We start from the raw sequence: 22,534 nt of genomic DNA on the forward strand, positions 1-22,534 counted from the left end.
CTTAGCAAAAATATAATATTTATACCGCAATCGGGCGCGATTGTTTTAGAATTACTAGGTAGAAATGATCAAACTTTATTATAAAAATCGCATAGTATTTCACAAAGAATTAACCCGTTTTGATCAATCATTTTTCAAAACGAGTTCTTATCATTTAACTTTAAATATGGATTTTGGGGATATTTTAGATCAAACTTTATTCCAAACCAACATCTCAGAAAAATAAAAAAGAAAATCAATTATGCCTCGGATCGGCTTTGCGCTTGCATAAAGCCGATTCTTTGGCATCCACTGAAAGAAAGTAAACGAATGGCCAGGGCTATAGCTCCCTGGCCTTTTTATATTTATCATTATTTTACGTAACATTATTATATTCCAAAAATAAAACTGGCTTGATCAATTGAGCATGTTAATCTTAATCTATTTTCATAGCATTCTTTTCAAGTTTGAGTGAAAGGTCTTTCACTCAATTAAAAGGAAAATGGGGGTAGTTCCAAGCTGTCCCGTAGCCGTTGCGAGGAGTTTTGTTTCAAATACCATACTTGGGAAGGAGAGGGATGAATATTTATTATAAGTTTTCTTTCTTTATTCTTTTAGAATAAGATTTTCTTATGCTTTCATTCAATCTGTCTGTAGATTTTTTATTTTGTATCACATTTATCTTAACGCTATTTGTTCCATCTAAAAAAATGATCAAACAAACAGAATAGTTTTAAAGTCAGTACAAATTAGTACTGGCTTTTTTATACGTATAGTGATTGGAAGTAGGGAGTGTGAAATGATATTGCCTAGAAGCAAAAAAGGCATCTCATCCATAGATGAAATACCTTTTCTTGAAGTTATTGAGCTACTCGTTGGATAAAGGCCTCTAATTGTACTAGTGTGACATTGTCATTCACCCCGAAAGTATTGTCACCTTTACCAACCGTAATTTTATTGGAAGCGAGAATGGATACATAATTGTAAGCCCAATGTGTACCTGGAACATCAGCAAATTGTACAGTTGTTCCTTGTTGTTTTAAATGGAATGCTTCCACTAAAACTTTCGATAATTGACCACGTGTCATAGGAGAACCTGGATTGAATTTTCCGTTTTCATCACCCGTAAAAACGCCGATTTTTTTTAGTGCTTCCGCAGCACCCGCATATTTAGACGTTGGTGTTACATCAGGAAAACTTGAATTGGTGTTACTAGTATCTAAATTTAACTGCTTGGCCAGTTTAAGAGCTACCTCTCCACGCGATGCATAAACGCTAAAGTCGATTTCAGCATCTTTTACTTCTCCTTCAGTGAAGTTTGCAATGCGTTTTGCCCCTACGTAACGAGATCCCCAGTAATAAGGATCATCGAGTTTGTCGATTTTAACACCAGAACTTGTAGTAGCTGAAATAAAATTGCTGTCACCTATGTATATGCCAACATGGGAAACACCGCTTCCCGAAGTATTGAAAAATACAAGATCCCCAGTCTTCAACTGAGCTTTCGCAATCGAAGTACCTTGCTGATATTGAGCTGTAGATGTACGTTGTAGTGAAATCCCTAACTTAGAAAATACGATTTGTGTATATGCTGAGCAATCTATACCTGTCTTAATATCTGTCCCTCCATATTGATAAGGAACACCTATATATGCTTTTGCTGTATTTGTTATATCTGCTATTGTTGCCGCTTTCGCTTCATGAACACCCATACCTGTGAAGAACATAAACGATGCGAAAATGGGTAGTAACCATTTTTTCTTCATTAAACTTACTCCTTTCAAAAAGCTTTCGTCTTTTAATAAAGTAAGAATAGCATGAAACAGGCATGAGTTATTTTTCAATCATATTACCGACATATTACCGATTACCGTTAAACAGCAAAATTGAAACCTTAATTTTACCTGTGTAAAACTTCTGCAATAATCGTGGGCAATTTTACTAAAAAAAGTTTAAATAATTGGATAGAGAGGGTTTAAAGGGTTAATTTAGAGGTTTCATCCAATTGAAAAACCGTTATTTAAGTGATTCCTTGTTTTCCATATCCAATCCTACCTATCTCTTTATGCCATTCATAAAGCTGTTGGCCAAATTTTTTACTTGATGGTCATCTGTTTCAAACGTTTACTTTGAATTGTCCAGACCTTGAATATACACATAAATCATTAAAAAATAATGGTGTAGAAGTGATTGAAGTTTCACTTTTTCTCACGGTTTTCCTTACGGAGATGGTTAAAGTGAGTATAGATCGAAGGAGTGATCATAGAAAAAATCTATGGTTATTATAGAAATTATAGAATTGATATATAATAATTCGATTCTTATAATTCTTTATAAGCAATAGTTATTTTAATTAAGGGAGGTAATACTGATGACAAATATTGCTGGTATTAAGATACCTGATAGCCGTTTGGCATTAGAAGCTCAGGATATTTTAAAAGAGCATGGTTCTGAATTGCTTTGGAATCATTCAAATCGTGTTTATTTGTTTGGGGCTCTACAAGGTAAAAAAGCTCAGCGAAAATATGATGAAGAGCTCCTATATGTAAGTGCTTTGTTTCATGATTTAGGTTTAACAAAACAATTTAGTAGCATAGATAAACGCTTTGAGGTGGATGGTGCAAATGCAGCACGTCAATTTTTAGCACACCATCATATTGATGATGCCTCAATACAACTCGTATGGGATGCAATCGCACTACATACTACAATCGGCGTAGCAGAGCATAAAGAAAATGAAGTCGCATTGCTATATGCCGGCGTAGGTCTTGATGTAATGGGAGACGGTTATCATGATTTGACGAATGAAGAGCGAAATGAAATTATAAATGCATTCCCACGTAATCAATTTAAACAAAAAATTTTGCCAGCATTTTTTGAGGGATTCAAGCATAAACCCGAAACGACATTTGGCAATATAAAATCTGATGTTTGTGCATTGTTCATTCCAAATTATAAATCTAAAAACTTTTGTGATTGCGTCTTGCACTCACCTTGGTCTGAATAAAAATTAATTATAGGTAAGGGGATTCATATAATATGTTAAAACTAGCACATAAGAAAATTCGTCATGTTACATTACAAGATAAAATTGTATCTGCTCAAGAAGCAGCCTCTTGGATCAAAGATGGCATGTTATTAGGAATGAGTGGCTTTACAAGGGCTGGCGATGCAAAAATAGTACCACTAGCGCTTGTAGAAAAAGCAAAAGGGGAAAAATTCCAAGTTGATGTTTACACAGGAGCCTCACTTGGTCCAGAGGTAGATCAACAGATGGCTGAAGCTGGTATTATTCGGAAGCGAGCACCCTATCAAGGCGATCCAGCAATTCGTCGAATGATAAATAATGGAGAAGTACTGTACACGGATGCGCATGTTTCACATAATGCAGAATTAATTCGACAAGGAATTGTAGGGCCTATTGACTTTACCATAATTGAAGCTACTGCAATTACCGAAGATGGTTTGTTGATACCTACAACCTCTGTAGGAAACTCTCCAATTATTATGCAAATGGCAAATGAAATTATTATTGAACTAAATGTTTCGCATCCTGACTCTCTAGAGGGGATCCATGATATTTATATTCCAGATGTACAAGGGAAGAGAAGTCCTATTCCTTTAAATAGTGCAGGGGAGCGAATTGGAACAGTTGGTATCCCATTAGATACTAGTAAGGTACGTGGCATAGTGCTATCTGAAAAAACAGATGCTCCATCAACAATTGTACAGCCAGATGAGGAAACCGCTAAAATGGCAGAGCATTTACTCAATTTTTTACGTGATGAAGTTAAAGCTGGTCGTTTAACAAAAACATTAGCACCTATTCAATCAGGCGTAGGATCCGTAGCTAATGCGGTTTTAAATGGTTTTTTAGAATCAGAGTTTGAGGATTTAGAAATTTATTCAGAGGTGTTACAGGACGCCGTATTTGAATTAATAGATGCAGGTAAAGTTAAATCCGCTTCCGGTACGTCCATTACATTATCACAGGAACGTGGTGAGCAGGTTTATAGTCAGCTTGAAAATTATAGAGATTGTTTAATTTTACGACCTCAAGAAATATCCAATCATCCTGAAATTATTCGACGTTTAGGATTAATTTCCGTTAATACAGCACTCGAGGTTGATATTTATGGAAATGTAAATTCAACACATGTTTCAGGTTCTAAAATGATGAATGGCATTGGAGGTTCAGGTGATTTCGCCCGTAATGCGCGTTTAGGAATATTCGTCACAAAATCCTATGCGAAGGGTGGTAATATCTCAAGTATCGTCCCTATGGTATCTCATGTGGACCATACAGAGCATGATGTGGACGTCATTGTTACAGAGTTTGGGGTAGCCGATTTACGTGGTTTAGCACCAAAAGAACGGGTGCCTCTATTAATTAATAATTGTGCACATCCTGATTACCGTCAGCAATTGTGGGCATATTATAATGCTGCGGTAGAGAAAACTGGTAATCATCACACACCTCATTTATTAGAAGAGGCGCTGTCTTGGCATGTTCATCTAGAGAAAGCTAAGACAATGAAAAAATAAGGCGATGTTGACTAGGCATCGTGTTTAGTCATTAGAAAATAGAATCCACTAATTACAGCAATAGTATTTCTGTGATTAGTGGATTTCTTATTGTTATTGAGATTTTATTAATGATTGAATCAATTGTCGACTCTTTTCTGAAATTGAAAAACCAACTTTTTCAAGTCCCTCAACCATTAAACGAATAAAAGCTTTCGCCGCAAAATTAATGAATTTATCTTTTCTATATAGAAGTACAATTTCTCGCGTTAATGGTGGATTATAGATCGTTTGCTCGCAAATAGTATTCGTTCTATATAGGTGGCATAGAGTTTTCGAAATAATTGTTGCCCCGACATTTTGTTCAACTAGATTAAAAATGGCTTGAACACTAGCTGTCTCTATTTTAGGTTTCACATGAAGCTTTTCTTTGCGAGCTGCACTATCAATTACTTTCCTACATTGATGGATCGTTGGGAATAATATAAGTGGAAGCTCTAAAACATCTTGAAATGCTATTTTTTCAGATGCTAATAGGGGATGCTCGCTATGCGCAACGAATAGCAATTCTTCAGTAAACAATGGAATTAGTTGAAGCTGCTCATGCTCATAATCAAAGTACTCTTGTTTATAGGAAATCGCAAAATCTATTTTATTGTCTTTGAACTGTTTTAATAAATCATCCGAGCTATTTATGCAGATTTGTAAATCTGGGTATTCAAGATGATAATCTAACAAATAGTCCGACACTAAATTAGTTAATTCACCAGGTAAAGTACCGATCACTAATTTCCCTGCTTTTAATTCTTTCAGTTCAATTATTTGATTGCTTGTATTATCTATTGCTCGAAATATATGGGTACATTGTTCATGCAATATTTTACCTGCATCTGTAATCGCTATTTTTTTCCCTAGACGATCGAATAGTGGAATGCCCAGTTCATTTTCCAATACTTTAATTTGATGGCTAAGCGTTGGTTGAGTAATATTCAATTTTTCGGCAGCCTTTGTAAAATGAAGTTCATTGCACAGTACTAAAAAGTATTCAAGCTGTCGTATCTCCATATACGTACCTTCTTTATTAAAAATATTTCTTATATTATAACATTATTCTTATAGAGACCCGTATATTTCATCAGAGAATTATTATCAAATTTAGTAATGTGCAAAGAAAAAAGGAAATATGAAAGGAGTCATGTACAATACTGAACTCAATTTGAATAAATTGCTTAGTGAAATAACCATTTCTATTTTTTGATCTCGTTATTTTACAATTTTCTCGGTATTATAAGTGAGAAATCAGGCTTTTCCTTGAAAATGCCAGTCAGTGTTCGGTCGATTCTATTATAAATTATAGTCGAACATTAACCTCAGTACCGTCCTTAGCTTTGACATCTACTAGCGCGATTCCTTTATAATTTTTCAGTTCCTTGGCGATAGGCTTTAGCGTTTTTTGTCTATTAGCGGAAAGGTAAAGTCCAGTTTTTTTCTTTCGTGCTCTATTGTCCATTTGTTTGCATTTATCTGAAAAAAACTTGAAGACAAAGTAGATTTCTTTAAGCTTGTAGGGGAGAATTATTTGAATACATATTTAAACATTAAAATCGACAACTGAAATATGCTAAATTCACGAACCATTGGTTATTTAACAAGCAATCGTGTAACTAAATTACTATACTCGAACGAAATATTTTCGTGGTATAATATCCCTAAAAAGGAGTGGTTTTTTTGGGAAATCGAAATTATTTTAAAGTCATGAAATTTCTAGTTTGTTTATCCGTTAGTTTATGTATCATGCAGTATCCAATTATTTCCTCCGCTGAAACACTTGATACCCATTTAACTAGTGAAAAAAGCAATTCTACTGACATTGATACGGGGATAGCAGACTTGAACTACAATAGCAACGAAGTTTTAGCGGTGAAAGGAGATAAGATTGATCGTTTTGTTCCAAGAGAAGGTATTAACTCAAAAGATAAATTTATAGTAGTTGAACGTAACAAAAAATCACTTACAACTTCACCAGTGGATATTTCAATTATCGATTCAATGGCGAATCGTACCTATCCAGGAGCTTTACAACTTGCAAATCAAGCTTTTGTAGACAATCAACCTAGTTTATTGGTGGCCAAAAGAAAACCACTAAATATAAGCATAGATTTACCTGGCATGAAAAGAGAAAATACAACGACCGTGGATAATCCTACATATGGTAATGTATCTGGTGCAGTAGATGAGCTAGTATCTACATGGAATGAAAAATATTCAACAACTCATACTTTACCTGCAAGACTACAATATTCAGAATCTATGGTTTATAGCAAATCTCAAATAGCAAGCACGCTAAATGTGAATGCCAAAGTTCTGGACAATTCACTGGGAATTGACTTTAATGCAATTGCAAATGGCGAGAAAAAAGTGATGGTTGCGGCGTATAAACAAATATTTTATACCGTAAGTGCAGAACTACCTAACAATCCATCAGACCTTTTTGATGATAGTGTTTCGTTTGAAGAGTTAACTCGTAAAGGGGTAAGTAATGAGGCTCCTCCCGTTATGGTGTCAAATGTAGCTTATGGTAGAACAATTTATGTGAAATTAGAAACAAGTTCTAAGAGCAAGGATGTACAAGCTGCATTTAAAGCCTTACTGAACAATGTTAATACGAATGTAGAAACTAGTGGACAGTATAAAGATATTTTTGAAGAAAGTTCCTTTACTGCTGTAGTATTAGGCGGAGATTCCCAACAGCATAATCAGGTTGTCTCAAAAGATTTTAATGATATTAGAAAAATAATTAAAGATAATGCAGAATTTAGTCTTAAAAATCCAGCATACCCAATTTCATATACAAGTGTTTTCTTAAAGGATAATTCAATTGCTGCGGTTCATAACAATACAGATTATATCGAGACGACATCTACAGAATACTCTAAAGGCAGCATCATCCTTGATCATTACGGGGCATATGTTGCTCAATTTGAAGTAGCCTGGGATGAATTTTCATATGATGAAAATGGAGAAGAAGTGCTATCTCATAAAACTTGGAATGGAAACTGGAAAGACAAAACAGCTCATTTCTCTACAGTCATACCACTTCCGCCTAATTCAAAAAATATAAGAATTTATGCAAGAGAATGTACAGGTCTTGCATGGGATTGGTGGAGAACAATTATTGATGAATACAATGTTCCTTTATCTAAAGAAATAAAAGTTTCAATTGGAGGAACTACATTATATCCAACAGGTACTATTAATTAGGTATTTCTCAAGAGGGTTTGAAGCGGATTAATTAAAATAAAGATCAAAACACGATCACCCATCCTGGAAAAAGAAACGGCTGAGACTCTTGTTACACAAGAACCTCAGCCGTTTCTATTTTCTCAAACATCCATCCTGATAAATGAACAAAAGAACACCACCAAGTCATGCCACCGTACATAGTAGCGTTGAAGTTAAGGAAGAAAAAAATACTACGGAGGGTTACGGCATAATATGGTAACTAATTTGTAACTTAGTTTAAACGAGTTCGTCGACTATTACGAGGGGGATGTGCATGAAGAAATGTTTTTTATATGTAGTTGCTCTTTTAGGCCTTACGATAACGGGGTGTTCAAATTCTATTGGATTGTCAGGAGAAAAGCCTCCTCAAGTCTTTATAGAGATTGAAAATAAAAAATTTGAAACGACACTCGGTACTTACTGTTGGCAAAATGGATGCGTTGATACTGTTGGACCAGTTGAACTGTTAGAAGGCAAAAAGCCTATAAAAGTTAAATCAGGTGAAAAAATAACACTTGTAATGGACTACGAATCAAAACCGAATGAATTTCATGTTGCACAAATAAGTGAAAACAAAGAAACTGAGGTCATAGTCAAAGACAATCGTTTTACTGCACCTACACAACGTGGCGTTTATTATTATTCTTATGGCGTATGGTGGATGGATGAAAAGGAAGCGAATGTATCTCATGGCGACGCTTTCTATGCTTTCGTTTTAGAAGTAGATTAGCTATCCTATTAAAAGAACGATTAAACTTACAAACTAAATAACTGAGAAAGAATCTATTTGGAATCAAGCTTTTTTTCAAATGGATTCTTTTTATTTGGCTGTTTTCGAAAAGAATGTTGCTATTCAACTAACGAAGCGGGTTAGTTAAAGAATATTGTTTAACTTGTGTTCAACAATCGGTAAAAGCAACCTTTTTATTGTGAAATTAGTCAGATTAAACAATGAGGTATTGTGAAAGGGAGTGTTCATCATTGGAATTTCATTAATAATTTTAATGGTTGTTGGCATTCTTGCATTTTTAACGTTTATCATTCCAGTATTTATAGCTGTTAGAAAAGACAAGAAAGGAAACCCACCTCGAAAAATCTCTTATGTATTAGTAGGACTGTTGGTTTTCCACTGGGTATTTTACTTAGTTAGTGGTTACGCTCTGTTACCAACAAATATTGCGGATGCTGTGTTTATACCCGTATGGTTAGCATTATGCCTCGCAGGTGCAATCACAGCAATCTATGAATTTAAAAACAATAAAGCTTTTGCTATTCCAGTTGCTGGCTTAACCATTATCAGTTTATTACTTTGTATTTTTAGCTATGGAATATCAAAGATGTAAATAATTCCATATACCCTTATTCAACTAACAGGGGACTTTAGTTAAGTTTCAATGCACGAAATATCAAAAAAAAAGCAGATTTATTCTACACGTTTTGTAGATTAAATCTGCCTTTTAATTTTAACAGCAAAAATCTTTTGGAAAACAATTTTTTATTTTTATAATAAAAACATTTATAAGGGGGACTGTAGGCAAAGAAAATAATAATTTTGTTTCGTTTGCGAACAACTTTAAAGGTTCATCTAGTTAGCGTGAAACGTCTTTTTTCGGGAAACCCTTACATTCGATTAATTTTGGTCTGAGGCAACTTATTTTTACTCTCGAATTTTATTTAGTAATGGTAAAAAAGATTGCTGTAGACCCACTCAATATTCGTCTGCTATCATAGTTGAGTGTGAATTGAAGGAAGAAGAGTAAAGGGTATTTGAGGAGAATTCTTCCCACATTTTTTATTGATAAAACTCTTACTCGGAGGAGAAATAAATGGTTAGTGAGAGAGAACAGATTAGCAAAAAAGTTGCATGGATTGCACTTCTATCCAACCTAATTTTAATGATCGGTAAAATCTTCTTTGGTCTTTTTGGGGATAGTGAGGCTGTTTTTGCAGATGGGATTCACTCTGGAGCAGATGTAGTAGCTTCGATTGCTGTGCTAGCAGTAGTTGGAATCTCTAATAAACCACCTGATAAGGATCATCCCTTTGGGCATGGTAAGGCAGAGGTTATTAGTGAAGCAATCGTTGGAATTATTTTAATAATAGTTTCACTATATATTTTAGTAGAAGCAATTTTAGCATTTTTTGAAGAACCTAGCGTACCACAATACAGTGCATTAATTGTAGCTATAATTTCTTACATAGCGAAAGAAATATTATATAGATACTCCATAAAACAGGGGAAAAAGTGGAATAGTAAGGCTATTATAGCGATTGCGTTAGATCATAAAGGTGATATCGTTGCTTCCCTTGCCGCATTTATTGGTGTCCTCTTAGCGATTATAGGAAATGCAATTGGGTGGACATTTTTGTTATACGCTGACGCTATTGCAAGTGCTTTAGTAGCTTATTTTATTTTTAGGATCGCAATGGAATTAGTTAAACCTTCTGTGGATGTGTTAATGGAAAAAAGTGTAGACCAGGAACTTTTAGACGACTATGAAGCTACTATTCATGAATTTAATCAAGTGCAACGAATAGACAAAATTCGCGCAAGAGAACACGGTCACTATAAGCTTCTAGACATTCGGCTTTCACTTAATCATGATTTAACAATTAAACAAGGCCATGATATAGCACGTGAGATAAAAAATGAACTATTAAATAAATACCCAGATGTAGGGGAAGTTCTTATCCATGTAAATCCTTACTATATAGAACCTAATCAAGAGTAGTAGTACCATTTTACGCAGCTTGAACTGGTGTCGCTAATATCGATGCAATTATTGCGTAAATTGAATCATGTATTTGATAAAAACAAGAAACCTTCGAAAAAAGGTTTCTTGTTTTTTTCTTGGCTAACCCTGATGGTGATGCAATTGTAGAGTGCTTAGAAGCCCTGTTCAATTATGAAAGCATCCATTTCGGTACCTGATTATTTATCTACTATCCACTTTTGGCCATATATTGGCGTAATCTATTTGGATTAAAGAAGATAGATAGTTAAATAAAAGTGTTATTTATCAGAAAATTCAGCGTATTCTTGTCATTTTCGTGGTAAAATTTGTATTGCGAAGAATTAGGGAAGGGTGTGTGAAAACTTTTTCATTTATTATTTTTTGTTCATCTGATCGGGTGTTCTAATGAAAATATTAGTGTATGGATTTTAATGAATTTGTATGACAAAGGTACATGGTCATCCTGTATTTTCTCCTCACGGTGTATGAAGAAGATTCATGAAGCGGCCCCTACTACCGATAAGAAGTTGAACCTTTGCTCAGTGACCCATCATATCGTGTAGTAACGGTGAGTCCTCAATGAAATTACCGCATCAAACGCTCCTGTACCATATGAATAGAATAATTGAATGACCTACTGTTAAGTTAATTTGACCGCAATCACCGGCCATCGAAAGGTAAGGAAGTTTCCCCTTATTATCTTCGTGTTGCTAATTACATTCGAAAGCATACAGACGCTCGATTCATAGAAATTGCAGATGTTTTTATGAAGAAATGAAGTGGCCCGTTTAGGGGTGGATGTCCAAAAGGTTGTCCGATTAATTAAAAAGGAGGCTAGGTCATGATAGAAGTCAATCAGGTTCACTATAGTTATGATTCAACCAAAATATTGCATGACTTTAATTTGTTAGTGGATGAGAAAATCATTGTTGGACTTTGGGGTCGAAACGGAACTGGGAAAACTACCTTTATGAAGTTGTTAGCTGGTCATTTAAAACCTAATCATGGTGAGATAAACATATTGGGATTTAATCCTTATAACCATGATCGAACAAATAATCATTTATGTTATATGCAAGAAGATCATCCATTCAGTAAGATTTGGAAGGTAAAAGATGCGTTACGCTTCGGTGATTATTACAATTCAAATTTTGATATAGATTTTGCTAAAGAGCTTTTAGCAGTTTTTAATTTGGACGAAAACAAAAATGTGAGCAGGCTCTCTAAAGGTATGAAATCAGCACTGCAATTTATTATCGGTATTGCCAGTAATGCTGATATAACAATACTTGATGAACCGACCAATGGTTTAGATCTAGCTATGCGAAAGAAATTACACAAAGTATTATTGGAAAGTTATGAAGAAAACCCAAGGCTCATTCTTTTATCCTCCCATCATATCGAAGAAATTCAAACTCTATGTGAAGCGTTGGTAGTGATTCATGATGGTAGAGTATTTCTCCATGAAACAATGGAAACGATGCGGGATAAAGGCATTTGGTTAAGTGGAGAGAAGACTTCCTTTTTAAATCTCATCCAATCGCACACTGTGTTGGAGCAACAAGAATTGGGTACGAAAATGAAAGTCATGCTTGATGAACCTTATACGAACGAATGGAAGCATTTTGCTCAGGCCCATGGGTTATCAATTGAACCAGCCTCTCTACATGATTATTTATTAAATAGAACGGAGGAACGAAATGGGGTGAACATATGAACTTGAACAGTGGGACATTTAGGATGGTTTATGAAGGGGCACTATTTGCCTTAGGAAAGATGCTTTTACTCTATATAACGTTCCCTTTACTGTTGTTATGGTTATTCATTGGCTATTTCTTTCACTTGGGTGAAGAGGTAATCGCCGCCATCTCAGGACCAACGTATTTTTTTATTCCTCTGTTTGCAATTAATGGATTTAGTACGATTTTCCCCGTCGCAATCGGAATGGGAAGTACAAGGATCCATTTGTTGAAAATCTTTTATGCGGTAGGTTTAGCAAGTGTACTGATTGTCACCTTTATTTTAAACGTCTTTCAATGGATTCTCTTAACATTTTATGAGCGATGGAACGTAGCGGCTCATATATTGCATCCAGCAACCTTTTTAAATCAGGAGTATACCTTCATATCCTATTATTTAATAGATTTGATGTTAGGTATTTTCACCTTCTCCTTTGCTTTTTTGTTTTTTACCATATATTATAGACTTGGTTTCAAAAAAAGTGTGATCTGGTTGATGGTGTTAGTGATCATCGGCACGCTATTAAACTACAGTGGTTTGATCGATTTTTCGATAGGGGAATGGTTAGTGACTCAGAACGTTCATATCATGGTGATATTTTCTTTTGTGATCATTATTAGCCTGATTGCATTGTTCATCACATATCCCATCATGCGCAATGCACCGTTAACGGCTAAGTCAAAAAAGGATTAGAAAAAGCCTAAGCAACCAATGTTCTTCAGTACTTCTGCTGGAGAACATTGGTTACTCTTTATGATAAAGCCAAATGTAACCTTGTGGAGGTGGTTTGAATAAACCTCTTTTGGATATATATTTTTAGCCAACAATAACGAACAATTTTACATTAAAGATTTCTGAATGTTCGTATTTAAGCAATGGAAGTGCGATTCGTCTATCGGCTGGATACTGCGTTAATTGAATTAAACACGAATATTACATTTGAAGTGGAATCTAAATATAAATTATTTAAGCTATTATTAATGGAGTTTAAGGATCAACTAATTCGTATTACTTTTTCAAAAATGGAGGACGAAATGTTATCGAATACATGTCCATATTTAAATAATGCTGTACTATTTTCTAGTCCACCAATAAATCAGACAACTGGAGTAAACCCATATTCTTAGCGTCAGCAAGTCGAGTTTCAATCAGAAGGATTTACAATGCCGTTAACAAACAACTAATCATTATCAGCCTATTTATCCAACGAATTTGAACGGTTACGATATTTTAATGTAGCTACTTTGGTGCTTTGTTACTCCAGACATCCCAGCAGTAAACAATAATTTCCTTATCTTTCGGAATGGCATTTAAACAATCAAGCAGCTCTTGTTGGGGAATAATATTAGCATCCTTAATTGTTAAACCACTTACAGATTTTCTGAACGAGAAAGCCCATGCCGGGTGTAGCCCGTCTTGAGACATGGGATGAAAGTGAGGTCAGACAAGAGGTAACTTTTGCTACCTTAATTGTCTGAAAGGGTGTTATACTTCATCTATAGACAAGTAAAAGTCTATAAAACACGCTCGTTCATTGAAAATTGGATATTGTATATGGTTCGATAGCCTAATTCATGCTATCGGTAAAACAATATGTGTCGTCACGAAAAAGACGCTAAAACACATCGGACGAAACCAACTATACGCTATGGTAACAGTAGTGTAGCCCTATCTGCTATATGCACTGGATAGGGAGGGGTAATGGGATACCCCAATCTTGAGAACTGTTCAAAACAGAAATGGACTGCGAACGCTTAGTTACTCAGGAATCCCACTGACATTAGTCAGCTTGTCCTTTTAGGGGTGGGAATCTCAAATGTTTAAGACCATTTCTTACATCAATCAAAAGAACAAAAAAAGCAGATTAGACTATTCAAATCTGCTTCTCGTTTTTAGCTTTTTCCATTTCATCTTTTTTACCTCTAAGGAGCAATGCAATGAATAAAAAACTTGCTACCCAAAAGGAAAAGAAAAAATTTTCAAGCAAAGCCAAATTATTATCTTTGAAATAATCCCAAACTGTTGTAAATAAAAACAGTGTTACAACGAAAGCGATATATAAACATTTTCCGAATGTAGTCAATTTAAGCACCTCGATATGTAATATAAGTAAATTAAAATATAAAGCTGTAGAAAATAATGTTTAAAGGGTCACTGGAAGGACCCTAAGTAACAAATGGGGGAGGCCGTGACGGTCAACTAACGCCACAACCTAAGTGCGTGCGATACACTCAATTATAATTTGTACAAATTATTATTTTCTATACATAAAAAAGCCACAACGTCGTCAAACGCTACAGCTCAGAATGGATTAAAGCCTTTCTAATAAAGTTTTGAAAATAGAGTTTTTTACTATCAAATTTGTTTCATATATAATTGTTCAAAGTAAGTAACATATAGGAGCAAATTATCATTGAAAAAATTTCGTGGGAAAAAGCGTTATTTTCATAATTTATCAAGGGAACTAGACGTAGCACACTATGATTTAGATTTTGGGGAGGAAGGATGGTTTGATATCTGGCATACCCATCTTGATTTTTATGGACTTGGAGATAGTAGTTTGAAGTTAAGAAGAGCGCATATAAAGGCTCATATAATTTTATACAATCGCTTATTAAAAAATCTTCAAGTATTTGAAAAACCTTATCAATCTTGGATAGAATTAGTTGATGAAGACGCAGGATTAGATGGGGTTTATATCCATACCTCTAACCCTAATGATAACAACTTCCCACTTAAGTTAGAAAATATAGAGTGGGATTATCCTATTCCAAAACAATACAAGGATTTAATAAATCTAAATGAGTTTAATGTAGGTCATTATACGGGAGAATCGAATCATCACTTCATAATTCAATCAAAAAATAATGAGATAAGATTATAGGATTTTATATAACGAGAGACTACCTAAAAATTTATGTTGTTATATTGTCCTAATTAACCCGTACCGTTACGCTGGAATGAAGTTTGAAAGTTAAATTACGCTACTTTACATTTTAAAATTGTGCATATTTTAATAATAAATCGAAACGCCAGGATCATTGGTAAGACATTGATCTTGGCGTTTTTAGTTGCTCTTACGTAATAAATAAGTCTGTTTTCTCGAATAATGCTGTTACTCTCTTGACCGAAGAAGGACGTAGAGCCTTATGTTGAGTTTATTGTACTAAGCAGCAGGTTAGTTGAAGAAAACAGGTTCTATTTCTGAAGTTGTAATAGAAAAAATATTTGTGAAAACTATGTATTTTCAAGAAAATACTGTAAAATTATTCTGAATAGCAAGAAAAGGTGAAATGATTATGAATTAGTTCCTTGTGAAAAAATCCACTGCAAGTCACTTCTTAGACTGTTTTAGATGAATGGGATAATATTGGTAATATCCGTTCTTTTTCTCTTTTCCGTTAGTTCGTTTCATTTACCAAATCAACTTGTTCCCATGTGAATGAAACAAGTTCTGAACGTCTTAAGCGATTGGAGGCAGTGGATGTAACTTGAATTCTACTCTTTTATTTGGGTATCTATTTATATCTACATTTTAATCAAATGTAGAAGTTTTTGAGATTGTTTTACAAAAACCTATCGATAGGTAGAAGAAGTATTAAACCCTTATTGAATAAGTAAATCATTCATAAAGTTTTTTGTTATTTTTTTAAAGATGTAAGTATCTACAATAAAATTTTAAAAAGGAGCTATCAAAAATGAAAAAAGTCTTCACAGGTGTTTTCCTTGCATTGATTCTAATCATAACATCGTCACCTGCTTATGCAGCAAAAGCAAACATTAAAATAAAGGTTGACGGTGTAATAGTTGCAACCGATGTGAATCCCGAAACTAAAAACAATCGTACAATGGTACCTTTACGTGTGATCAGTGAAAATTTAGGAGCTACGGTCAATTGGTCGGATTCCCAAGTGACACTCACTAAAAGCGATATACGAGTAATCTTAAAACTGAACAGTAATACAGTGGTGAAAAACGGTCAAAAGGTGTCACTTGATGTAAAACCATATTTAAAAAATGGGCGCATCTTCGTTCCACTTCGATTTCTTGCAGAAACATTTGATTGTAATGTCGATTATAAGGATTTGACAGTAAATGTCATTACAAAGCCACTGGTTATTAATGGTGTAGAAGTGAAAGCAATGCTTCATGAATACCACATGACTATGGGCGGAGTAGTAGAGCAAATAAAAGGGAATGCCTATGTAAAAGAAATGCATAATATTTTTGTAAAAAACAAAGGAAGTAAGGTCAAAGAACCTTCAAATTACACTTGGTCTGTTCACAGCACTATAATTGGTGGTTACTATAAAGGTGGTCAATATGATTTTATAGACCAAAAAGGGAACAGTATAAAACAGTTTGATCTCTATACTCTAGTTCAATCTTTCGATGAAACTTTGCCTGACCCAAAAGTTTTGATTTATGATGCTACTGACAATCAATGGTATTTGTTTAACGATGCATCAAAACAATCTATTTTTCAGTTAACTGATACCGCTGCTAAGAACGGTTTTCTGACAATTATCGAAAATACAGTTCCATGAGGTAGACTAAAGTGTTTTTCTGTTGCCATTAAAGGGCGCTTTTAAAAAGAGTAATGAAGGATAGTGCTTTATTGACAATAATCAGAAGCTTGAATAGAACAACAACCTTTCGATTTACTGTATCCAAGTGAAGATTGACGACAATTCTTAATTTGTTCGGCAACATCCGTAATATTGCCTTCAAAATAAAAAGATAGTAGAGTCCTTAGACAATAATCCAAGTAAATTTTCACATGAAACAAAGCAGTTACTTCTGTCTGAATCTCCTTCTTTGTTAAAAATTACGTTAAAGCAGCTTATAGATGCGCGAGATAAAACATTAGAAGAATGTTTTGCGACAGATATAATCTTGGCAAAAAACTTTTTAAAACATGAAGATTTCTTTGAAGGTGTACGCTCTGTCGTCATAGATAAGGATCAAACTCCACAGTATACCTATAAAACATTAGCTGAATATACAGATGAGGATAAGAAGAAGTTTTTTCATGATAACAGTGTAAAATTTTAGTTTTAGTTAAAAAATCCTGTTTGAAGGGGCAGTAAGCCTGATAATTCAATATTTGTTGCGAAGTTAGTTTTTTGCGACACAATGAAGCCTAGCTATTCAGTAGGCTTCATTCATTTTTCCATAGATACCATGGCAATTTATAATCCATTTTCTCACCTTGTTTACTAATTTTATCCTTCACTATCCAATTACCATCTTTCTTTTGTACTTGATAACTTACATTTGTACCATCTGACTGTTTAAAGAGTATATAACCTGTATTGCCTTTTATATAAGTTACAGGGTCTATAACATTTTTGTAGGGTATCTTTCGCTGGGGTAGCAAAATGTTGGTACCTATTTCTTCTACAAGTTTAAAAAGGGGTTTAAATTCATTATTTATTTCTGCTTGGTATTGCAATTGATTATATGTGTAGGAATGGTAAGTCGCTAAGTTCAGATTAAAAGTCTGTTTTATATCAGAAAGTGATGCACTATAGAATGCAATTAAATCCTTTTCTACTTTATCTCCCACGTGTTGAAAACTAATTGTTTTCAACACGTTAGGGCTTACTTCAAAAGTCATTGTTTCTGTACCATAAGGAGGGTCATGTGCATGTTCAAATGTTGTGACTTGAACTTCGGTAAGAAAGCTAAACTGACCTTCATGCTCTCTGTTGATACTGAGGATCTTAGCATCATATAAACCATATTGCTTAAGATAGCCATAGTAATGAATAATTTCCTTTTCTATAGATGGGTTAAGGATTGTAATCAATGTATCATACATAAGCTTATAATCAGCTTTTTCATTTTGGGCATAAATCGTACTGGGAATAATCAAAATAGTTACTGTAGCCATTAAAATATAAGTTAATTTTTTCACGGGATATTAAGCCTCACTAAAATACATTTTATAAATAACATGTGTTAATAAGAGCAAATTATCTAAAGTTTTTTAAGAAATTGAAGTAAACGATCCTGAGTTGAGAACTTGTTGTAGTGCAAGGAGGTCCCAACAAGCAGAGGAAGCAAGCGTATTCACACATGAAGATTACCGTGGTAAAGGGTACGGAATAGATATTACAAATGCTTGGGCAGCAGAGGTACAAAAAAGAGGTCGAATTGCTCTATATAGTACCTCGTGGGATAATTTCGCATCCCAATCTGTGGCAAAGAAACTGAAATTACATCAGTTTGGAATAGACATTCATATGAGTTAAAGTTACTGCTGAAAATTTTATAATACGACATGAAGGACCTCATTTTGATTAATTTTTCAAAATGAGGTCCTTCAAAAATGAGGCCACTCGACAGCTTTATTTACATTTACAAAAATCGTAAAATTTCTCCTTTTCCATCAATTCGAATCGTTTTATTCACCATATCAACTGCCTTTTTTAAGAAAAAAACAAAAATAGAAAATTAAGTATTTTGATTTACATTAGTGATATAATAATATAGTTATTTTAGATTATAGAATTGGAGAGAAATGTTATGTTGAAACGATTATTCTTTGTAAGTTTTCTATTTTATCTATGTTCTTTAATGTATATAGGAGGTGGTAACTACGCACATGCAAATAATGCATACTTTAATGAAGTAGTATTTTCAGATAGTGGTAAAGCCATAAATGGCAGAACTATGTTACCAATGAGAAGTATATTTGAATCATTAAATGCAACGATTGCTTGGGATGCCTCTAGCCAAACCGTAACAGCGAGTAGAGGTAATACAACTATTAAATTAAAGGTAGGTTCTAAAAAGGCAATAGTTAATGGTAAAGAATCTTTTCTAGATAGCCCAGCCATAATTATTAACTCAACTACAATGGTACCAGTAAGATTTATTGGTGAATCCTTAAATTTACCAGTTGAATGGGATTCAACACTAAGATTAGTTAATATAAACACAGAAGGGAAAAATATTTATATATATGTTAATGATCCTACAATAAATACAGATAAGAATTCTAATGTTAATAAGTATAATCAATTGGTGCATTTACAAAATAACCTTTCACGTGTATATCAAAATTTAGTGAGGCAAGAATCATTATACCCTACTTATTCTCAAGATTATCGTAATATATTAGATAAAGAGATACTGATGGCCAAACTTAAAATACAAGTAAACAATAGAATGATAGCACTATTAACTGAAATGACAAGACAAGGAACTAAAATTCGATAATAAGACATTAACTTCAATGCAAAAAGGGAACCGCAATTGCGATTCCCTAAATTTTTATTTATTTGCACTGTTTATTACACTAAGTGAATTGTTAAGAGCAGACTTGCACTTGTGGGCATCAGGGTTTGATGAACGAACGGATGCTAATACAACATCAATCGTTCCATCAATATCTGTCCATGTGTTGCCATCAATTGCCCTAAGTCTAGGCTCCTGTGTATCCCATTGATGTTCCAGATCATCCGCAACTTTTTTCGCTGAGGAAAAGTCATTTGAGTTAACAGCTTTTAGTATGTCATTTTCAATTTTGATAAAATCTGAAAACTGTCCAGCTAATGTCGTTTGCGATGCATTAGATTGTGATGCAATTTGGTTACTGCGCCAAATATAACTACCTACTCCAAAAACTAAGAAAATACACAATACCACAATGGTTTGTACCATAACATTTTTCTTGTTTCCGTTTGTCATTACTGTTTCATTTTTTGCTGTTATATCAATTTTTGAAACAGCAAGAAAGATGATGATGGCTAATATAGCTACAAGAAAAATGACACTTGTAACAGTTGTCCCTAAACCTAACCCTCCATTAGCTTTGGGTTGAGATAAGTAATCTCCGATTGATGCACCAAGCGGACGAGTCAAAATATACGCAATCCAAAATGCTAATATTCCATCCAATTTCATTTTCCATGCCAAGAATATACAAGCAATGATGACAATGACTGTTAATCCTGTTTTAAGATAGCCAAAACCTAATTGTTCAGAATATAAATCGCCAACTGCTGTTCCAAGTGCAAAGGTGAAAAGAATGGTAAGCCAATAGAAAACTTCTCTTTTTCTTGTATAGATCGAGTGGATTGACAATGTTTTTTCACTAAGATACCAAAATAGAAAAGTGAATCCAAGAAGTACTGAGAAAATTATTATACTAACCTCAAGGCGTATTCCCATATTATCGGTCATGTTATCTGTTACCAATGTACCAAATACACTTATAAGTACAACTGTTAACCAATAAATGCCTGGAACATATTTATTTACTCTAAACTGAAGGTACAAAACAATAAAAAAGGCGAATCCCATTATAATGGTCGTATTCATTAACCCAAATCCAAGATTCAAATTCAAAAAATCAGCAAACGTTTCCCCTACAGTTGTACATAAAACCTTGATGATCCAGAAGAAAATAGTAACTTCCGGTACCTTATTTAACAATTGCCAACTTGAAGGTTGGGCTATTTCAGTTTGTTCAGAATAGGATAAGTTTCCTTTCAAAGAATTCATCTCCTTTTTGTAAGTAGTCATTGTTACTAAGCAATTTCCATCTCTATTTTCATTTGAGATGAAGCCAGTCCCTGCTTTATTCGAAATTTGGGGACTATTTATTATGAATTGATTAAAATATACTTAATTGTTAATTAAGTATAGGCTGCTAAGCAACCGATGTTTTAAATGAAAGCATATTCCTTTTTTCACCTCCCAAAATGATTTTAAAATCTCAAAAACTTTGAATGCTTTAATAATTCCCTTCAAATAGTTTCATTCATGAAATCTAAAAATTTTTATGCATTCTAAAATAAGGCATCCTTAGTTTATAAAACAAAACTGTACATTTCCTATATAAAAACTTAAAAATTCCTTAATTGGCACCATTACTTTTAAAATAATGATAAATTGTAGATAAAGTTAAGGTGCTTCCTTCTTTTTTGAATAAATATTGTTAATAATTTTGGAGGCTTTTATGTCATATTTAATTACTTTATTTGAACAACATAGCTACTTGATTTTATTTATAGGGATCTTTTTAGAGCTCATGGCTCTTCCTATATCTGGGGAATTTTTAATGAGCTATGCAGGATTCTTTGTTTATCAAGGGGAAATGAATTATTTTTTGGCCATTCTCACAGTCTTTTTATCTGCTGGTGCAGGAATTACGTTAACTTATTGGATAGGGAAGGCAGGAGGCTATAAACTAATCGAGAAGTATGGTAAATATGTACACCTTGGACCTTAAAGATATAAAAAAACAGCTGCTTGGTTTGAACGATCAGGCAGTAAATTATTAGTTTTTGCTTATTTTATCCCTGGGGTAAGGCATTTTACTGGCTATGTTTCAGGTGTTTCAAAAATTCCTTTCCGAAAATTCATCATACCGGCATATACAGGTGCTTTTTTATGGGGAATTTGTTTTATTACCCTTGGAAAAGTATTAGGTCCAAAATGGGATACTTTCCATCAAGCAGCAGGTAAATATTTAATTATTTTTCTTATTGTTTTGGCTGTTTTTTTAGGAAGTTTCCTCATATTTAGGTTTTTTAAAATTCAAATTAAAAAATTTTTTATTCGTTCGATAACATGGTTAACAAACCGATTACGAACAATAAGAGCGACAGAAATTTTTCTTATATTCCTAGCGTCAGCTCTAATTGGTTTGGTGATCCTAATGTTTGGAATAGTACAAGATTATTTTGAAAATGATGTTGCCGAGTTTAATCAAATCGCAGAATATGTGGTTCATTCTAATTTTTATATAAACTGGTTGGGAGAGCTTTTGATTTTCCAACAGTCGATCACACTTAGCAGCATTATAGCTGTAACCATCCTAAGTATTTGGATTAAGAAACAGAACAGGTTACTAGAGTATCTTCTACTCATTGTTTCCATATTGGGAGGTATTCCGTTTCGTGCATTCATCTTGGAGGTTTTTTCGCTTCTCCAATCGATTGGATTTAGGGGCGAATTTCATTCATCCAATTTTCCTGATTTAAAGGCCACTTTGACAATTATCATTTATGGAACATGTATATTTTTACTTGTACGTCACTTGAAAAACAATTATTTGACAATTATTATTCCTTTATTGGGTTTACTCTTATTAATGGGGCTCGCGTTTGGGAATATTGTATCGACCAATGTTCTTCCCAGTGACATTGTAGGTGGTTATATTTGTGGTGGAGTTTGGATATTTTTTAACTTCCTGTTGTTTGAACTGTTTCGACTTGTGCTCGGAAAAAATGAAATATAGAGAAATACTTTTATAGGTG

At 33.9% G+C, this 22,534-nt stretch carries 21 protein-coding genes and 3 pseudogenes; 17 read left to right on the forward strand and 7 right to left on the reverse strand.

Going from position 1 to position 22,534, the window contains the following annotated elements; translation table 11 throughout:
• Nucleotides 1-839: 839 nt before the first annotated feature.
• A complete protein-coding gene (locus ACFCYJ_RS02310; protein ID WP_376070156.1) occupies nucleotides 840-1,745 on the reverse strand; it encodes a C40 family peptidase in 906 nt (301 codons plus the stop codon).
• A 605-nt stretch (nucleotides 1,746-2,350) separates the two neighbouring features.
• Here ACFCYJ_RS02310 and ACFCYJ_RS02315 point away from each other — a divergent pair.
• Together ACFCYJ_RS02315 and scpC are read left to right on the forward strand one after the other, a co-directional pair.
• Nucleotides 2,351-2,986 (forward strand): HD domain-containing protein, encoded by a 636-nt coding sequence (locus tag ACFCYJ_RS02315; protein WP_376070159.1) that lies wholly within the window; start codon nucleotides 2,351-2,353, stop codon nucleotides 2,984-2,986.
• 32 nt (nucleotides 2,987-3,018) lie between these two features.
• The gene (gene scpC / locus ACFCYJ_RS02320) at nucleotides 3,019-4,524 is read left to right on the forward strand and encodes a succinyl-CoA:acetate CoA-transferase ScpC (RefSeq protein ID WP_376070161.1); all 1,506 of its coding nucleotides are present in this window, start codon (nucleotides 3,019-3,021) and stop codon (nucleotides 4,522-4,524) included.
• 93 nt (nucleotides 4,525-4,617) lie between these two features.
• Here the strand turns inward: scpC and ACFCYJ_RS02325 are convergent, their stop codons facing one another.
• Both ACFCYJ_RS02325 and ACFCYJ_RS02330 read right to left on the reverse strand, forming a co-directional pair.
• Nucleotides 4,618-5,568: a LysR family transcriptional regulator gene (locus ACFCYJ_RS02325; RefSeq protein WP_376070164.1), complete on the reverse strand. Its 951-nt coding sequence runs from the start codon at nucleotides 5,566-5,568 to the stop codon at nucleotides 4,618-4,620.
• A 286-nt stretch (nucleotides 5,569-5,854) separates the two neighbouring features.
• Nucleotides 5,855-6,048: pseudogene (locus ACFCYJ_RS02330) on the reverse strand (hypothetical protein).
• Nucleotides 6,049-6,258: 210 nt separating this feature from the next.
• Between ACFCYJ_RS02330 and ACFCYJ_RS02335 the strand changes: the two are divergent.
• The 7 genes from ACFCYJ_RS02335 (at nucleotide 6,259) to ACFCYJ_RS02365 (ending at nucleotide 13,387) form a co-directional block, all read left to right on the forward strand.
• Nucleotides 6,259-7,764 (forward strand): thiol-activated cytolysin family protein, encoded by a 1,506-nt coding sequence (locus ACFCYJ_RS02335; protein WP_376070601.1) that lies wholly within the window; start codon nucleotides 6,259-6,261, stop codon nucleotides 7,762-7,764.
• 295 nt (nucleotides 7,765-8,059) lie between these two features.
• Nucleotides 8,060-8,515: a hypothetical protein gene (locus ACFCYJ_RS02340; RefSeq protein WP_376070166.1), complete on the forward strand. Its 456-nt coding sequence runs from the start codon at nucleotides 8,060-8,062 to the stop codon at nucleotides 8,513-8,515.
• Nucleotides 8,516-8,756: 241 nt separating this feature from the next.
• The gene (locus ACFCYJ_RS02345; protein ID WP_376070169.1) at nucleotides 8,757-9,128 is read left to right on the forward strand and encodes a hypothetical protein; all 372 of its coding nucleotides are present in this window, start codon (nucleotides 8,757-8,759) and stop codon (nucleotides 9,126-9,128) included.
• 483 nt (nucleotides 9,129-9,611) lie between these two features.
• Nucleotides 9,612-10,517: a cation diffusion facilitator family transporter gene (locus ACFCYJ_RS02350; RefSeq protein ID WP_376070171.1), complete on the forward strand. Its 906-nt coding sequence runs from the start codon at nucleotides 9,612-9,614 to the stop codon at nucleotides 10,515-10,517.
• Nucleotides 10,518-11,361: 844 nt separating this feature from the next.
• On the forward strand, nucleotides 11,362-12,237 hold the full coding sequence (locus ACFCYJ_RS02355) for an ATP-binding cassette domain-containing protein (RefSeq protein ID WP_376070174.1): 876 nt from the start codon (nucleotides 11,362-11,364) through the stop codon (nucleotides 12,235-12,237).
• Entirely contained in the window at nucleotides 12,234-12,953 is a 720-nt protein-coding gene (locus tag ACFCYJ_RS02360; protein WP_376070177.1) for a hypothetical protein, read from the forward strand. The genes ACFCYJ_RS02355 and ACFCYJ_RS02360 overlap by 4 nt, the downstream gene beginning before the upstream one ends.
• 188 nt (nucleotides 12,954-13,141) lie before the next feature.
• Nucleotides 13,142-13,387: a hypothetical protein gene (locus ACFCYJ_RS02365; RefSeq protein ID WP_376070180.1), complete on the forward strand. Its 246-nt coding sequence runs from the start codon at nucleotides 13,142-13,144 to the stop codon at nucleotides 13,385-13,387.
• A gap of 112 nt (nucleotides 13,388-13,499) precedes the next feature.
• Here ACFCYJ_RS02365 and ACFCYJ_RS02370 read toward each other — a convergent pair whose 3' ends face one another.
• Nucleotides 13,500-13,685: a rhodanese-like domain-containing protein gene (locus tag ACFCYJ_RS02370; protein WP_376070183.1), complete on the reverse strand. Its 186-nt coding sequence runs from the start codon at nucleotides 13,683-13,685 to the stop codon at nucleotides 13,500-13,502.
• Between the two features lie 448 nt (nucleotides 13,686-14,133).
• The gene (locus tag ACFCYJ_RS02375) at nucleotides 14,134-14,343 is read right to left on the reverse strand and encodes an RNA polymerase subunit sigma (protein WP_376070186.1); all 210 of its coding nucleotides are present in this window, start codon (nucleotides 14,341-14,343) and stop codon (nucleotides 14,134-14,136) included.
• Nucleotides 14,344-14,673: 330 nt separating this feature from the next.
• Here ACFCYJ_RS02375 and ACFCYJ_RS02380 point away from each other — a divergent pair, with 330 nt between their 5' ends.
• From ACFCYJ_RS02380 to ACFCYJ_RS02390, 3 genes and pseudogenes are all read left to right on the forward strand, one after another.
• On the forward strand, nucleotides 14,674-15,144 hold the full coding sequence (locus tag ACFCYJ_RS02380) for a hypothetical protein (RefSeq protein ID WP_376070189.1): 471 nt from the start codon (nucleotides 14,674-14,676) through the stop codon (nucleotides 15,142-15,144).
• Nucleotides 15,145-15,958: 814 nt separating this feature from the next.
• On the forward strand, nucleotides 15,959-16,807 hold the full coding sequence (locus ACFCYJ_RS02385) for a copper amine oxidase N-terminal domain-containing protein (protein ID WP_376070192.1): 849 nt from the start codon (nucleotides 15,959-15,961) through the stop codon (nucleotides 16,805-16,807).
• Nucleotides 16,808-16,994: 187 nt separating this feature from the next.
• A pseudogene (locus ACFCYJ_RS02390) lies at nucleotides 16,995-17,315 on the forward strand (enoyl-CoA hydratase/isomerase family protein); the annotation flags it as partial.
• Nucleotides 17,316-17,421: 106 nt separating this feature from the next.
• Here ACFCYJ_RS02390 and ACFCYJ_RS02395 read toward each other — a convergent pair.
• Nucleotides 17,422-18,180, reverse strand: coding sequence for a DUF3888 domain-containing protein (locus tag ACFCYJ_RS02395; protein ID WP_376070195.1), 759 nt, complete (start codon nucleotides 18,178-18,180; stop codon nucleotides 17,422-17,424).
• 100 nt (nucleotides 18,181-18,280) lie between these two features.
• On the opposite strand from ACFCYJ_RS02395, the gene ACFCYJ_RS02400 reads away from it, so the two are divergent.
• Nucleotides 18,281-18,517 carry a GNAT family N-acetyltransferase gene (locus tag ACFCYJ_RS02400; RefSeq protein ID WP_376070197.1) on the forward strand — a complete coding sequence of 79 codons (237 nt, stop codon included), beginning with the start codon at nucleotides 18,281-18,283 and terminating at the stop codon, nucleotides 18,515-18,517.
• A gap of 274 nt (nucleotides 18,518-18,791) precedes the next feature.
• Nucleotides 18,792-19,487: a copper amine oxidase N-terminal domain-containing protein gene (locus tag ACFCYJ_RS02405; RefSeq protein WP_376070199.1), complete on the forward strand. Its 696-nt coding sequence runs from the start codon at nucleotides 18,792-18,794 to the stop codon at nucleotides 19,485-19,487.
• 54 nt (nucleotides 19,488-19,541) lie between these two features.
• Here the strand turns inward: ACFCYJ_RS02405 and ACFCYJ_RS02410 are convergent, their stop codons facing one another.
• Nucleotides 19,542-20,765, reverse strand: coding sequence for a hypothetical protein (locus tag ACFCYJ_RS02410; RefSeq protein ID WP_376070202.1), 1,224 nt, complete (start codon nucleotides 20,763-20,765; stop codon nucleotides 19,542-19,544).
• 466 nt (nucleotides 20,766-21,231) lie between these two features.
• Between ACFCYJ_RS02410 and ACFCYJ_RS02415 the strand changes: the two genes are divergently transcribed.
• From ACFCYJ_RS02415 to ACFCYJ_RS02425, 3 genes and pseudogenes are all read left to right on the forward strand, one after another.
• Nucleotides 21,232-21,504, forward strand: coding sequence for a DedA family protein (locus ACFCYJ_RS02415; RefSeq protein ID WP_376070205.1), 273 nt, complete (start codon nucleotides 21,232-21,234; stop codon nucleotides 21,502-21,504).
• 18 nt (nucleotides 21,505-21,522) lie between these two features.
• Nucleotides 21,523-21,684: pseudogene (locus tag ACFCYJ_RS02420) on the forward strand (DedA family protein); the annotation flags it as partial.
• 249 nt (nucleotides 21,685-21,933) lie between these two features.
• Nucleotides 21,934-22,515, forward strand: a complete 582-nt coding sequence (locus ACFCYJ_RS02425) for a hypothetical protein (RefSeq protein ID WP_376070208.1) — start codon at nucleotides 21,934-21,936, stop codon at nucleotides 22,513-22,515.
• Nucleotides 22,516-22,534 lie beyond the last annotated feature (19 nt).

The sequence above is a fragment of the Lysinibacillus sp. NPDC056232 genome, from assembly GCF_042267565.1.
In the GTDB taxonomy this organism is placed as follows: Bacteria; Bacillota; Bacilli; order Bacillales_A; family Planococcaceae; genus Lysinibacillus.

What these genes read in the sequence shown, in the direction of transcription:
- ACFCYJ_RS02315 (WP_376070159.1), top strand. Translation starts at nt 2,351, where the DNA reads ATGACAAATATTGCTGGTATTAAGATACCTGATAGCCGTTTGGCATTA.
- ACFCYJ_RS02310 (WP_376070156.1), bottom strand. Translation starts at nt 1,745, where the DNA reads ATGAAGAAAAAATGGTTACTACCCATTTTCGCATCGTTTATGTTCTTC.
- ACFCYJ_RS02405 (WP_376070199.1), top strand. Translation starts at nt 18,792, where the DNA reads ATGTTGAAACGATTATTCTTTGTAAGTTTTCTATTTTATCTATGTTCT.
- ACFCYJ_RS02415 (WP_376070205.1), top strand. Translation starts at nt 21,232, where the DNA reads ATGTCATATTTAATTACTTTATTTGAACAACATAGCTACTTGATTTTA.
- ACFCYJ_RS02370 (WP_376070183.1), bottom strand. Translation starts at nt 13,685, where the DNA reads ATGTCTCAAGACGGGCTACACCCGGCATGGGCTTTCTCGTTCAGAAAA.
- scpC (WP_376070161.1), top strand. Translation starts at nt 3,019, where the DNA reads ATGTTAAAACTAGCACATAAGAAAATTCGTCATGTTACATTACAAGAT.
- ACFCYJ_RS02350 (WP_376070171.1), top strand. Translation starts at nt 9,612, where the DNA reads ATGGTTAGTGAGAGAGAACAGATTAGCAAAAAAGTTGCATGGATTGCA.
- ACFCYJ_RS02360 (WP_376070177.1), top strand. Translation starts at nt 12,234, where the DNA reads ATGAACTTGAACAGTGGGACATTTAGGATGGTTTATGAAGGGGCACTA.
- ACFCYJ_RS02385 (WP_376070192.1), top strand. Translation starts at nt 15,959, where the DNA reads ATGAAAAAAGTCTTCACAGGTGTTTTCCTTGCATTGATTCTAATCATA.
- ACFCYJ_RS02335 (WP_376070601.1), top strand. Translation starts at nt 6,259, where the DNA reads ATGAAATTTCTAGTTTGTTTATCCGTTAGTTTATGTATCATGCAGTAT.
- ACFCYJ_RS02355 (WP_376070174.1), top strand. Translation starts at nt 11,362, where the DNA reads ATGATAGAAGTCAATCAGGTTCACTATAGTTATGATTCAACCAAAATA.
- ACFCYJ_RS02325 (WP_376070164.1), bottom strand. Translation starts at nt 5,568, where the DNA reads ATGGAGATACGACAGCTTGAATACTTTTTAGTACTGTGCAATGAACTT.
- ACFCYJ_RS02425 (WP_376070208.1), top strand. Translation starts at nt 21,934, where the DNA reads ATGTTTGGAATAGTACAAGATTATTTTGAAAATGATGTTGCCGAGTTT.
- ACFCYJ_RS02340 (WP_376070166.1), top strand. Translation starts at nt 8,060, where the DNA reads ATGAAGAAATGTTTTTTATATGTAGTTGCTCTTTTAGGCCTTACGATA.